Consider the following 12,164-nt stretch of genomic DNA (forward strand, 5'->3'; position numbering starts at 1 on the left):
ATCCCTCCGATCATGCAGTTTTCTTTTGCCGTTCATTCTCGAAACCCGGCTTTTCTCCGGCCGTGACCCCGTTGCTTTCGTCGCAACCGCGTATGGTGCTGACGTGAAAAAGGACGAACCCGCCGCGACGATTTTATGAGCTTTGAATTACCACCGGTCGATGAACGTGCACTCAATGGCGCCTCTGGCGAGCTATTGATCTCGCCTTCTGGTGGCAATCAGGCCGATAGCGTCGGGGGCAATTCCCACCTGTATATCGATCGTTATCGCGACGCCGACGGTGTTTGGCGCGCGGATATGGTTGAGATCGATTTTGGCCTTTTACACCGCTCCGCTTTCTATGGTGATGAGGTTGAGCGGGTCGATACGCCCAATTCCCTGCCCTATCTGGCGGATGAGGGGGCACACAAGGACGAAATCCAGGACCCGATCACGCCAAAGATCCAGCTGCGCCTCGCAACCCATGGCCATTCCGATCACATTGCCGGTCTGGCGCCCCAAGTGAAGGCGAAGGGCAGTGGCCCATCCGTTGCCGCGACGGCTTATACCCAGCATCTGATCACCCGTAATCTGATCCAGAACGGCCTTACCGCCGAGGATCAACCCGCTGACCGCACTATCAAGCCCGGCGATGTGTTGCAGGTGACCGAGCGGATGAAGATCCATGTGCTGGGCGCTACCCACTCAATTCCTGGCGCCTTAAGTTTTGTGATCGAAACCCCAGATGCGGTTCATTTCCATTCGGGCGACCTTAAAGTTGATGATACCTCGCTAGTGGCCGGCGGCACTGATCTGCAAGTCTTACGGAAGTTCGGCGATCGCGGTATCGATACCGCCATCATTGATAGCACCGGCGCACCGAGAGAAGGCTGGGCCAAGCGTGAGGAAGCCATTCGTGCCGAAGCGCTCGCGGTGGTCGAAGATAATCCATCGAAGCGCGTGACCTTTGGCGTGCTGGGTTCTTACGTAGAGCAATTGGCTGGCTTGGCCGAAGTAGCTGCCAAAAGCGGCCGTGCCCTGCTTTATGCCGGTCGGGATATCGAAACCCACCTCTCCACACTTGGCCCGTCGGGCATCGACCTTAAGGCGCTTATCGAAGAGCGGACGGGTAAAGAGCTGAAGATCATGCGGATCGGCAGCCCAGAGGCCGAGAAGCTGAAGCCCAATCAGGCACTGCAGATTGTCAGTGGCACGGATGGTTCGGCGACCGGACCGTTGGCCAAGGCTGTCGATGGCCGCCTAATTGGCTGGAAGCCATCGGCAGATGACGTTGTTATCTGGCCAGAGGGGTTCCGCACTGCTGATCGGCGCCAGATGGATATGGTTGAGCGCGCCTACCGAAAAGCGCGTGTCGACCTGCGCCGGGACAGTAAACGGTCCGATTTTGGTGAGGGTCATGGCCGTCAGGAGGACTTAAACGCCATTTTGGAGGCGTTAAGGCCCAAAACCATCATCCCAACCCATGGGATCACGGCAATGCAGGAAGCATTGGGCAAGATTGCGACCCGTTTGGGAATCGAAACCAAATATGTCGACAATGGCGATATCGTTCGCCTGACCCGGGACGGGGCAGAGCTTATCGGCGAACGTGATGCCAAATGGATGCAAGCCAACGACACCCGCTATCCGGATCAGCCCCGGTTCAGCAAAGATCAGGCTCCGCCAACCGATCCGCATCCAACCCGAGGCGCTGAGCAGGAATCACCCCGCCGCCCGGGCATTGCTTCCTGATTTAGGTTTCTACTTATCCGCTAGCCGAGTTAGCCGGGCGGCGAAGAAGCCGTCGAGGCCACCTTGGTTTGGCCAATGGCTCGGTAACGCACGCAACCAGCCCTCTTCGGTCAACATATCCGCCGTTACACCCTGCCAACCCGCCTCAATCGGCTGGGTTTCAATGGGTGCACCAAGGGATAGTAAACGTTCTACCTGGGCTTCGCCCTCCATGGGCTCAAGCGAACAGGTGGCGTAGATGATGGTCCCTCCAGGCTTTGTCATCTCAATGGCATTGATCAACATCGCTGCCTGTTGTTCTGCTAATGCGTCGACATCGTCTGGGGTTTTCAGCCACGCCACATCGGGGTGCCGACGGATGGTGCCGGTAGCAGAGCAGGGGGCGTCAAGCAGGACACCGTCGAGCGGTTCTTGTGGGCGCCAGCTGCGGGCATCGCCGCGCATGGTTTTCACCTGCTCATCCAGCTTTAGTCGGATGATGTTCTCTTGCAGGCGCTCAAGCCGCGCAGAGGAGCGATCAAGTGCCAACACATCGGCCCCAGCAGCGGCGAGTTGGGCCGCTTTACCGCCCGGTGCCGCACAGAGATCGGCGATCCGCTTACCGCTCAAATCATCGCCAAACAGTTTTGCTGGGAGGCTGGCGGCGGCGTCTTGCACCCACCAATCACCCTCGGTAAACCCGGGTAGCTGATCAATCCCGCCACCCAGCGGTCGGCGTAAGCTGCCATTCGGCAGTGCCTCGGCCTCCAGGCTGGTTGCCAGTTCGGTGGCCTGTGCCGGGCTTTTAACCGTGATATCGATCGCGGGTGGTTCACGGTGTTGGGCGGCGATGGCCTCGGCCTGTTCGGCGCCGTATTGCTCAACCCAGCTTTCCCATAGCCAGTCCGGCGTGTTGATCTCACCGGTCAACGCGCCCTCAAGAATGGTTTCGCGCTCCCGGTCGATCCGGCGCAAAACGGCATTGGCGAGCCCCTTGGTCCGGCCAAGTTTGCGCGCGTCCGCCATATGTAGGCAGGTATCCACCGCGGCGTGCGGTGGGGTGTCTAGGAATAGCAGCTGTGCCGCGCCAATCCGCAAGATCTGACGCAGATCATGTTCACGCAGGTCCTTGGGCTTGGTCAGGCATTTTTCAATTACCAGATCCAATGTGCCCAGATGGCGGAGGACAGCCAGCACCAAGCGATAGCAGAGCGCCCGGTCTCGCGGGCTTAACCGGGTGAAGCTCTTCTCCTTATCAAGAAGGTCATCCAGCGGCTCTGTTTGGTTCAACACCTGATGCAACAGGTTGATGGCCGCTAGCCGTGGCGGCAGGCCCGCAGGCTCTTTGCCTGGTCCACGGTTGCTCTGGCTACGGCCACGCTTCTGGCCGCCATGGGGCGGTCGGTTGCGCCCTGGCTTCTCGCGCGCCGGTCGGCTTGTCATTTGTCGTCTCATAAGCCGGGCTCTTAAACCCTAAACCTTCGAAAGTCTAACGACTTGGCTGCTGGATCAGCCCCAGGGCCCTGCCTTACGTTGTCGCGGCTCGCGCCAGCGCTGCTGAGCCATACGCTGTCCAGCGGTGGGTGCCATGCGGCTTGGTTGGCTGGAAACCTTTGTCTGACCACCACCGCCCATGGCCATCAGGCGGCTAATCCGCTCTTCGGTTTTGGGGTGGGTTGAGAACAGGCCATCCATCGCATGCACATGCAGCGGGTTGATGATGAACATGTGCGCTGTCGCTGGGTTTGCCTCAGCCCGCGGGTAGTCGATGGTGCTGGCGGCACCTTGAATTCGTTGAAGGGCGGAGGCGAGCCAACGCGGCTCTCCGCAGATCTCTGCGCCAATACGGTCTGCCTCATACTCGCGCGATCGGCTGATTGCCATTTGCACGATCATGGCGGCGAACGGGGCCAGGATGGCGACCAGAAGAACGCCGATAGGGCCTAGGGGGCTATTCCGATCCCGCCCACCAAAGAATAGGACAAAGTTGGCGAGCATGGAGATGGCGCCGGCGATTGTTGCGGTCACCGTCATGATCAGGGTGTCCCGATTGGCGATATGGGCCAACTCATGCGCCATGACGCCGGCCACTTCCTCATCGGATAGGCGTTGCAGCAGGCCGGTTGTGGCCGCAACGGCAGCATTCTCGGGGTTACGACCGGTGGCGAAGGCGTTTGGTTGCGGATTGTCGATGATATAGACGCGCGGCACAGGCATACCCGCGCGAACCGCCATCTCCCGGGTCATGCCATATAGTTTCGGCGCGCTACGCTCATCAACCTCACGGGCGCCATACATGCGCAGCACCATCTTGTCCGAGTTCCAATAGGCAAACCCGTTCATGGCGATGGCAAAGACAAGGGCCATAATCATGCCGCCCTCACCACCAAGCATAAAGCCAAGCATAAGGAACACGGCGGTCATGCCCGCCATTAGCATTGCTGTTTTTGCGTAACCCATCATTGGGTCCACCATCCTCCATCATTGGTCACGGCAGCGGTGCGGCAACCGTTATCCCGCGTCTATATGGGGCGCGTTGCCGCTCGCTCAACGGTTGCCGAATGCCATGGCGTGCGCCATATCCTCTAGCAAGGCTGATTTATCAGTATTTATTCGATGATTTTTGGAACGACCCATGACGGACGACACCAAATCTGCCGCCAATGATCAGGTTAGTGAAGAGGCTACAACCGATGACGCTGCGGCCAAGAAGTCTCGCAAGCTGAAAGAGATCGGCGGTCCACCGGGGCCTGAGCCTACGCGTTATGGCGATTGGGAAAATAAGGGGCGCTGTACCGATTTTTGATCGGCTAGTACTGCGTCCGGCCTAAACCTTCAGGCGATCCAGATAGCTCTGCGAGACATCGCGGAGCTCCTCTGCCTGGGCGGTCAGCATGTTTGACGCCTCATGCAACTCTTTGGCAGATGAGCTGGTGCTCGCCATCGAGGTATTTGCAGCCTCAAGGTTCTCACTGACATTACGCATGGCATCAGATGAATAGGCGACAGAGCGTGCGATCTCTGCGGTCGCGGCGGATTGTTGCTCAACTGCGGCGGCGATTGAGGTCGTAATCTGATCAATCTCACCAATCCGGCTGGAAATCTCACCGATGGCGCCGACGGTTTCCTCGGTTGCGCGCAGGATGGCATCAACCTGGGTTTGGATGTCCTCGGTCGCCTGTGCGGTTTGGTTGGCGAGGTCCTTCACCTCGGCGGCAACGACGGCGAAGCCACGTCCTGCATCCCCGGCGCGCGCCGCCTCAATCATCGCGTTGAGCGCCAGCAGGTTGGTTTGGCCGGCGATTTCATTGATCAGCTTCACCACCGCATCAATCTTGCCTGTCGCCTCGGTCAGCTTGCTGACCACATCCTGGGTTTTCTCGCCCTGGTTCACGGCGGCGGCCACTAGCCGAGTTGAGGTGTGGAACTGCTCACTCATCGATCGGATGGAGGTGGTTAGTTCTTCAGCAGCGACAGCGGCCGATTGGGCGTTGGCATGGGCATCCTGGGCAGAACCAGAGGCGTCATTGCCCTGATCCTTGGCCTTGCTCGCATCCTCTTTAACGCCGAGCGCAGTGCGCTGAAGGAAACCCGCGCTATCGGCGACCGCATCGATGATGCGCTTGATGCTCGCCTCAAACTCATTGGTGTGGCGCACATTCTTGGTGATCATCGCCCAGGTCATCAGCAGCGCCTCGACCTGACCGTCCTCATCGAGCACGGCGGATAAGCGTAGGCCCAACCATTCCTCGCCAACCTGCGCACGGTCGGAGATCGGCAATTTGTCAGGGTCTTGAAGATCAGCGCCATGGGCGGCGATGTTGGGATAGAGCACCTGCAGCGACTGGCCGGTGATCTTCCCATCTTCGGGTGAGATCACAGTGCGAAGCTTATCAAGCGTACGCTTCGCCTGCTGATTGAGATACAGAATCTCAAGCGTGTTGGCGTCCGCAATCGCAATGTTACTTGGCAGCTGGTCCAGCGCTTGAAACCGGATATCCGAGGCAATGGGATCGGCGCCCGCGCTCGCGGTGCCGGGCGCTGCGTTGCCGCGCGACTTCATGCCGTTCAGAAATCCACTCATTCAAAAATGCGCTTATTACTGGGGTTTAAGACCAGGCTGACCCACCTATCAGTAGCCTACAGCAGTACCAAAAACGAGGGGCTTTGTGTTTGCCGACCCGCAGGCCGCCACTTGGCGCACATCAGAGTGTTGCGGCCCTGCACGATGTTTGTGGTCGTCTTAGGTAGTCGTTTCGCCAGGGTTTTCGTCCCCAACCGTGCGGTCTGTTAACCAGCGTGGCGCCACGCCGAGGAACAAAAAGTTGTCGGCGCTGGTGGTGTCCACCGTTAGCCCATGGCGCTGGGCGGCGATGGCCGCATACTCACCGACCGTGCCGAATTCAGCCAGATTGCTGTCTAGTTTTAGCTTTTGGCCGCTGCGGTGTGATAGCTCAAGCTGCAGCCAACCCTCATCCCGGTCACGCCTGGTTGAGTAGTAGCGAAGCTGGACCGCTTGAAGATCTTGCCAGGCCAGTGTTTCGGTCGATCCGACCCCGTTGCGCAGGGATAGCCCATTAGGGCTAACCGCGACCCGAACCGGCCAGCGCATACCCGTGCGGATTAGGAACCAGCTGAATAGGGCGCCCAGGCTGCCGAGAATGGCAACAAAGACCGGGTGCACATCGGGAACCAGTAGCAAGGGGCCAAAGGTGGCCGCGATGCCAAACACCCCACGGACTAGATCCCCGGTAATGGAAACCCGGTCATAGCTGAGGTTCTCCAGTGCCGCTGGCCAGTAGTTTTGATCGTCGTCAGCCAAGGTCACCAGGCCTGCTTCTCAGCATTTGGGGCCAATGGGATGTTCAATTGCAGGATGGTCGGGTGGCCACCGGCATCCAGCTCATAGAGATGGCAGCAAGCATCGCGCAGCTTGTCCGCCGGGTCGTGGGTCATGTCCCAATCAACGGCGAGGCTGTAGAGGGCACGCATCACCCCCTTATGGCAAACGACCGCAACGGTGCCGTCAGTTCCGGCCATGTCGGTGAGGAAGGCGGCCAGGCGGTCGCGCGCCATACGTGGGCTCTCACCATTCGGTGGCAGGAAGTCAAGGCCCTTGGCTTCCAGTTTTTCCATCACATCGGGGATAGCGGCACGGATATCAGCGAGGCGTTGGCCATCCCAATCACCCCAATCTCCCTCAATCAAGCGGTCATCGGTTTTGAGGTTCTGGGCACCGAGGCGGTTAGCCGTCTCAACAGCCCGGATCAGGGGGCTCGACCACCAGGCAGTGATTGGCTCACTGGTAGGTAGCTGCCAGCCACGGATAAGCTGTCGACCGTGGTCAGACAGGGGGACGTCGCGATGGCCCTGAACCCGGCCAGTGCGGTTCCAGTTGGTCGGCCCATGACGGCAGATAACAACCTTGGTGCCTGCCATCCGATCAAACGTCCAAATCGATCATCACGGGGCAGTGGTCGGATGGTTTTGGTTCCCAGCCACGGATCGGCTTTAAGATTTCGGCGTTGGTTACCTTGTCCGCAAGTGGCGGGGTCACCCAAATGTGGTCAAGGCGACGGCCACGGTCTGAGGCCTCCCAATCCCGTGCGCGGTAGCTCCACCAGGAATAGATTTTATCTTCCTCACCCAGATAGCCGCGAACTGCGTCGTGCCATTTGAAGCTGGCCTGCATCTTGTCCAGATGCTCAACCTCAATCGGTGTGTGGCTAACCACGTTCAGCAGTTGTTTATGTGACCAAACATCGGTTTCCAGCGGTGCAATATTGAAGTCGCCCACCGCGATGATCGGGTTCTTGGTACTGCGTTTCGCCGGGAACCATTCGGTCAGCTCGGTGACGAAGTTCAGCTTGTGATCGAACTTCTCGTTCTTCTTCCGATCTGGCTCATCACCACCGGCTGGGATGTAGATTGAGTGGATTTCCGTGCCATCGGCGAGGCTGGCGGCCACGTGCCGACAATCTGACTTACCGCAGCGATCAAAGCTCTCACCATTGCTCAACGGATGCTTTGAAACGACAGCAACGCCGTTATAGCCCTTCATCCCGGCAATCTCGAGATGGGGGTAGCCCGCCTCCTCAAACGCTGCGGTCGGGAAGGCGCCATCTGGGCTCTTCGTTTCCTGAAGGCACAGCACGTCCGGCTGATACTCAGCGAGGAAACGCGTGACCATATCGATGCGCAGACGCACGGAGTTGATGTTCCAGGTGGCAACGCGAAGCGCCATGGTTTTGGTGTCCTTAAACGTCGGGGGTTAAGTGATGTCGAAGCTGATCGGTGGCAGGCCGTCAATCGCGGCCTTGACCGTCTGCCCTCTGGTGACCGGGCCGACGCCATCCGGCGTACCGGTGTAAATCAGGTCGCCAGGCTCAAGATGGATGAGGGCAGACAGGCGGCTGATGATCGGCGGCAGCTTCCAGATCATGTGATCGAGATCTGAGCTTTGGCGCAACTCACCATCCACGGAAAGGGTGATCCCGCCTTTTGGCATGTCTTGCCCGGGCATCGGTTGGATTGGGCCCAGCGGGGCGGATTGGTCAAACCCCTTTGCCATATCCCAGGGCTGGCCAGCCTCGGCGGCGCGCTTTTGGATGTCACGACGGGTCATGTCGACACCAACCGCGTAGCCATAAACATGGCTTAGCGCGTCCGCTTCTGGGATGTGGCTACCACCAGATTTGAGGGCCACGACCAACTCAACCTCATGGTGCAGGCTGTCAGTGCCGGGGGGATAGGCGACGCCAGTGGTGCCCTTATCATCGACCCGGACTACCGCATCGGCTGGCTTGGTGAAGAAGACCGGCGGCGTATCGCTTGGGTCGCCGCCCATTTCCCGCACATGGTCGGAATAGTTGCGGCCAACACAGAAGATGCGGCGGATTGGGAATTGGGCCGCCGATCCGGCCACGGGCACCGCGACGGTGGCCGGTGGGTCAAAAACGAATTGGTTGGTCATAAGCGCCTGCAAGGCATCCCTAGAAACGGGCGGTCGAAGAGGTCGGGAGCCTAGGCACTGGCCGCAACCGGTGCAAGGCCAGTTCGTTCATAATGTCGGGCGATGCTGGATTGTTGGAAGGCGCGGAACAGCGCCATTGAGGTCTCGCTGGTTTCGTAATGCCATTCTGGATGCCATTGCACGCCAACCGCGAAGTTTTTCGCGCCCTTAACCGAGACAGCCTCAATGGTGCCATCGGGGGCCACGCTCTCTTCCAGTAGGCCGGTGGCTAGCCGATCAATGCCTTGAGTATGGAGTGAATTGACCAGGGATTCGTCGCAATCCATGGCGATTTGGAAGAACCCATCGGGGCGATGTTTCACCATATGGGCGGGACCAAAGCGCTCGGGCAAAGGTTTGCTCTCGTCATCACGATGGTCAAATCGGCCCGGCACCTCATGCAGCAACTGATGCAGGCTGCCACCTAGGGCAACATTCAGTTCCTGATGCCCACGGCAAATCGCCAGCAAGGGCACGCCCCGATCAATCGCGGCACGGATCAGTGGCAGCGTGTAGGCATCGCGGGCCGGGTCATGCTCGGTGCCTTTAGCACTGGGCGGGCCGTTATAGCGGGCGGGCTCAACATTCGATGGGCTGCCGGTGACCAGAATGCCATCCAGGGCGCCTAGCCAACCATCAATGAGGGCGGCGATGGTGCTCGCCTCCGCCGTTGCGGCACTTGGCAGTAGAACAGGCACACCGCCGACCGCCTTAATCACCGCCTCAACATACGGGTCCTTGGTGAACCAGGCCGGCATGTTCTTGTCCGGATCTTTAGCTGGCTCGTAACAGGTCGTAATACCAATGATTGGCCTGACTTGACCCTGTTCTGATGGTGTCTGCTTAACGGCCATCTTGCCGCACTCCTTCACAACTACTTCAGCCAGCCTTGGCCTAACCTCATGCCTGTTTACATAATGCGAGTTATGGATCAGAGCACCCTCTTCCTCATCATAAAAGTTGCCGCCGTGTTCGGCTGGCTTGGCCTGCTGTTCACGCTTGAGCGGTGGCGACCGAAGGCGTTGGATGAGTTGCGGCAGCCAGCACCGCCGAATGAGGGGCGGTTTGGTTGGCGTCGCCTATTGCGCAATGGCACGCTATGGGCTGGCAACTTGTTGCTATCGCCAATGGTGGTGCTGCCGGTAACCGCCCTTGCCGCCAGTCTGTCTCCGGTCGTCCGGCCTGAGTTCTTGCAAGGTTGGACTGGCCTGGTCCTCGATATCCTAATCTTGGATATGGCGATCTATTGGTGGCATCGCTTCAACCATGAGGTGCCGTTCCTCTGGCGGTTTCATGAGATCCACCATCTGGATGAACGCCTGGATACCACCAGTGCTGTTCGGTTCCATTTTGGTGAGGTGGTGCTGTCAGCCTTCGCCCGTGCGGTGCCGGTTTTAGCGCTTGGCATCCCGCTCACCAGCGTTGTGGTGTTCGAGTTGCTGGTCCTGATCTCCGCGATCTTTCAGCATTCCAACATCAAACTGCCGCTAAAGCTTGAACGTGCCCTGTCGCGGGTCTTGATAACCCCATCGATCCACTGGGTGCATCACCATGCTAAGCGCGCGGATACCGACAGCAATTACGGCACGATCCTATCGATCTGGGATCCAATTTTCGGGACCAGAAGCGCGACGGAGCGTCAGGTGGATATGCGCATCGGTGTTGAGGGGCTGGGCGATCGGCCGTTGAAGGAGCTCTTGCTGCGCCCGTTTAGCCGACAGCATCCGCCGTCACTCAACCCCGCCAAAGCCGGGGCGGGAGAAAAAGAATAGATCCCGGTCGAGCTCTGTGTTCTCGAGCCAGTCGGTTAGGCGCACCTCAGTCTGGAAGCCCTGGGCATCCAGCACGACCCAGCGTGAGAGGGTGAGAGGTTCAGCATCGAAGATGACGGTTAGGCGGCCGCGGCCGGGATCATCGCGCAGCTCTAGAACCAGATAGACCTCATTATCAATGCGTTGAACTTCGCTGACGACAACACGCGGGGCCTCTTCATCGTCGGCGCCGTGATAGAGGCGGATATCCTCTTGCAGCAGGACAAAGGCCAGGGTGTCGCCAATCGTGGTCTGTGAGACCTGCTTCAGGTCGTCATCCCAGAAATAGATGAAGGTCCCATCGGCGACGATAAAGCTCTCATTCGGCACATCGTACTGGAAGCGTAGGCGTCCTGGACGATCCAGATAGAAGGTGCCGGTGGCGGTCTCCCCGCCCTCATAAATTTGCTCGAACCCCGCCGTCGCGGTGTCCAACTCATTCAGGTAGCGCTGAACATCACTGATGATGTCATCCGGGCTCTGCCAATCAGTTTCGGCCATGGCCCGGGGTGCCATAGTGAGGCCAAGAAGAACGGTCAGTGTGATGGCGATAGCAGCGCGAAATAGGGTCATGTCGTTGGGCGTTGAGAATTGGGGGCGGGAAAGAGTGTTCTACCAATGCCAACCGAATATGGCGGCATTATGCGACAGGCAGCCAAAGGTGGTAAGCGAGGCACTTGTGGCTTAATCTAGGGTAATATCAAGCAAATTCCTGGGTGCAGGGTCGCACTCAGCATGATGTGAATACAGGTTGATGACAGGGCAAACCCGGATGACAACAATCCGCGATACGGTGAAATCGGATCGGTTTAGCGCGTTTAAAAGCGCTGGTCGGCTGCTAACTGGGGCTGCTTGTGCCCTTGGCATGCTGGCGGCACCGGTGCCCATGCTTGCCCATGCCCAGGGGTTGAACAGCGGCTCTGTCGCAACCGGTCAGGTACAAAGCTACTACCATGACCAGATTGATCTGGCGGGCTGCCCGCACCCGATTGCCCTGCGCCTCCCGGAGCCATTTCTGCCGGTCAGTAAGTCCCGGACACTGACTGAGTTTTTAAACGATCAGCTGATCAACAACACCTTCTCAGCTGTCTATCAAAGCAGCTTCTACGTGCATGAGCAGTGGGCTGTTCCATCGACGGTGAGTGTCGGCATCATGAACCGGAATGAGGAGATGCAAGGCTCCTTCACGGTTCAGGATTTCCAAAGCATCAATCAACGCGTGGCGGCTGGCCTGGTTGAGCGATCACAGAAGGTTAAGAACTATCTGCAGACGGTGCAGAAGACACGGCCGGCTGAGTATGGTGCGGCTAACTATCTGTTTAACAACACGTTCTATCTGAATGACGAGCACTTCATCTATTATGATGTGAGCACGGTGAACGTGGCCGGGATCTACAACATCCCGAAGCTGAATGCGGCGAATTTCATCTATGTGAATGGCTGCGTGCTGTTTGTATCGGTTGAGGTGATCGATAACCTGATCAGCTTCCACAATTTCCATGCGATGAACGCGACCCTATCTGCCGGGATGCCCCAGGCTGATACCCCGCGTTTTGGGTTTGTCGACTGATCGAAAGCCCGCGCTACAGGCTTTTCACGGTTATTTGACGCCAGTTTGGTGGCGCTGGACC

General features: G+C 58.5%; 13 protein-coding genes. 4 read left to right on the forward strand and 9 right to left on the reverse strand.

Annotated elements, in window-relative coordinates; genetic code table 11:
* The first annotated feature begins 135 nt into the window (after window positions 1-135).
* Window positions 136-1,731 carry a hypothetical protein gene (locus tag KI792_01810; protein MBV6631750.1) on the forward strand — a complete coding sequence of 532 codons (1,596 nt, stop codon included), beginning with the start codon at window positions 136-138 and terminating at the stop codon, window positions 1,729-1,731.
* A 9-nt stretch (window positions 1,732-1,740) separates the two neighbouring features.
* Here KI792_01810 and rsmB read toward each other — a convergent pair whose 3' ends face one another.
* Window positions 1,741-3,153 (reverse strand): 16S rRNA (cytosine(967)-C(5))-methyltransferase RsmB, encoded by a 1,413-nt coding sequence (gene rsmB / locus KI792_01815; protein MBV6631751.1) that lies wholly within the window; start codon window positions 3,151-3,153, stop codon window positions 1,741-1,743.
* A 66-nt stretch (window positions 3,154-3,219) separates the two neighbouring features.
* Window positions 3,220-4,170 (reverse strand): zinc metalloprotease HtpX, encoded by a 951-nt coding sequence (gene htpX, locus KI792_01820; GenBank protein ID MBV6631752.1) that lies wholly within the window; start codon window positions 4,168-4,170, stop codon window positions 3,220-3,222.
* Between the two features lie 175 nt (window positions 4,171-4,345).
* Here htpX and KI792_01825 point away from each other — a divergent pair, with 175 nt between their 5' ends.
* Window positions 4,346-4,516 (forward strand): DUF1674 domain-containing protein, encoded by a 171-nt coding sequence (locus tag KI792_01825; protein MBV6631753.1) that lies wholly within the window; start codon window positions 4,346-4,348, stop codon window positions 4,514-4,516.
* Window positions 4,517-4,537: 21 nt separating this feature from the next.
* Here KI792_01825 and KI792_01830 read toward each other — a convergent pair whose 3' ends face one another.
* The 6 genes from KI792_01830 to KI792_01855 all read right to left on the reverse strand — a co-directional run bounded on the left by KI792_01830 (window position 4,538) and on the right by KI792_01855 (window position 9,576).
* Window positions 4,538-5,794 (reverse strand): hypothetical protein, encoded by a 1,257-nt coding sequence (locus tag KI792_01830; protein MBV6631754.1) that lies wholly within the window; start codon window positions 5,792-5,794, stop codon window positions 4,538-4,540.
* 159 nt (window positions 5,795-5,953) lie between these two features.
* Window positions 5,954-6,532 carry a PH domain-containing protein gene (locus KI792_01835; protein ID MBV6631755.1) on the reverse strand — a complete coding sequence of 193 codons (579 nt, stop codon included), beginning with the start codon at window positions 6,530-6,532 and terminating at the stop codon, window positions 5,954-5,956.
* Window positions 6,533-6,534: 2 nt separating this feature from the next.
* A complete protein-coding gene (locus tag KI792_01840) occupies window positions 6,535-7,149 on the reverse strand; it encodes a histidine phosphatase family protein (GenBank protein ID MBV6631756.1) in 615 nt (204 codons plus the stop codon).
* Between the two features lie 4 nt (window positions 7,150-7,153).
* A complete protein-coding gene (gene xth / locus KI792_01845; protein MBV6631757.1) occupies window positions 7,154-7,954 on the reverse strand; it encodes an exodeoxyribonuclease III in 801 nt (266 codons plus the stop codon).
* A 27-nt stretch (window positions 7,955-7,981) separates the two neighbouring features.
* Window positions 7,982-8,683 carry a fumarylacetoacetate hydrolase family protein gene (locus KI792_01850; protein MBV6631758.1) on the reverse strand — a complete coding sequence of 234 codons (702 nt, stop codon included), beginning with the start codon at window positions 8,681-8,683 and terminating at the stop codon, window positions 7,982-7,984.
* Window positions 8,684-8,733: 50 nt separating this feature from the next.
* Window positions 8,734-9,576, reverse strand: coding sequence for a gamma-glutamyl-gamma-aminobutyrate hydrolase family protein (locus KI792_01855; GenBank protein ID MBV6631759.1), 843 nt, complete (start codon window positions 9,574-9,576; stop codon window positions 8,734-8,736).
* 72 nt (window positions 9,577-9,648) lie between these two features.
* Here KI792_01855 and KI792_01860 point away from each other — a divergent pair, with 72 nt between their 5' ends.
* A complete protein-coding gene (locus tag KI792_01860) occupies window positions 9,649-10,494 on the forward strand; it encodes a sterol desaturase family protein (GenBank protein ID MBV6631760.1) in 846 nt (281 codons plus the stop codon).
* Here KI792_01860 and KI792_01865 read toward each other — a convergent pair.
* A complete protein-coding gene (locus KI792_01865; protein ID MBV6631761.1) occupies window positions 10,453-11,106 on the reverse strand; it encodes an outer membrane lipoprotein carrier protein LolA in 654 nt (217 codons plus the stop codon). The genes KI792_01860 and KI792_01865 overlap by 42 nt on opposite strands.
* A 181-nt stretch (window positions 11,107-11,287) precedes the next feature.
* On the opposite strand from KI792_01865, the gene KI792_01870 reads away from it, so the two are divergent.
* Window positions 11,288-12,103 carry a hypothetical protein gene (locus KI792_01870; GenBank protein MBV6631762.1) on the forward strand — a complete coding sequence of 272 codons (816 nt, stop codon included), beginning with the start codon at window positions 11,288-11,290 and terminating at the stop codon, window positions 12,101-12,103.
* Window positions 12,104-12,164 lie beyond the last annotated feature (61 nt).

The sequence above is a fragment of the Alphaproteobacteria bacterium SS10 genome (assembly GCA_019192455.1).
Taxonomy (GTDB): domain Bacteria; phylum Pseudomonadota; class Alphaproteobacteria; order TMED2; family TMED2; genus TMED2.

What these genes read in the sequence shown, in the direction of transcription:
- KI792_01810 (MBV6631750.1), top strand. Translation starts at nt 136, where the DNA reads ATGAGCTTTGAATTACCACCGGTCGATGAACGTGCACTCAATGGCGCC.
- rsmB (MBV6631751.1), bottom strand. Translation starts at nt 3,153, where the DNA reads ATGACAAGCCGACCGGCGCGCGAGAAGCCAGGGCGCAACCGACCGCCC.
- htpX (MBV6631752.1), bottom strand. Translation starts at nt 4,170, where the DNA reads ATGGGTTACGCAAAAACAGCAATGCTAATGGCGGGCATGACCGCCGTG.
- KI792_01825 (MBV6631753.1), top strand. Translation starts at nt 4,346, where the DNA reads ATGACGGACGACACCAAATCTGCCGCCAATGATCAGGTTAGTGAAGAG.
- KI792_01830 (MBV6631754.1), bottom strand. Translation starts at nt 5,794, where the DNA reads ATGAGTGGATTTCTGAACGGCATGAAGTCGCGCGGCAACGCAGCGCCC.
- KI792_01840 (MBV6631756.1), bottom strand. Translation starts at nt 7,149, where the DNA reads ATGGCAGGCACCAAGGTTGTTATCTGCCGTCATGGGCCGACCAACTGG.
- xth (MBV6631757.1), bottom strand. Translation starts at nt 7,954, where the DNA reads ATGGCGCTTCGCGTTGCCACCTGGAACATCAACTCCGTGCGTCTGCGC.
- KI792_01850 (MBV6631758.1), bottom strand. Translation starts at nt 8,683, where the DNA reads ATGACCAACCAATTCGTTTTTGACCCACCGGCCACCGTCGCGGTGCCC.
- KI792_01855 (MBV6631759.1), bottom strand. Translation starts at nt 9,576, where the DNA reads ATGGCCGTTAAGCAGACACCATCAGAACAGGGTCAAGTCAGGCCAATC.
- KI792_01860 (MBV6631760.1), top strand. Translation starts at nt 9,649, where the DNA reads ATGGATCAGAGCACCCTCTTCCTCATCATAAAAGTTGCCGCCGTGTTC.
- KI792_01865 (MBV6631761.1), bottom strand. Translation starts at nt 11,106, where the DNA reads ATGACCCTATTTCGCGCTGCTATCGCCATCACACTGACCGTTCTTCTT.
- KI792_01870 (MBV6631762.1), top strand. Translation starts at nt 11,288, where the DNA reads ATGACAGGGCAAACCCGGATGACAACAATCCGCGATACGGTGAAATCG.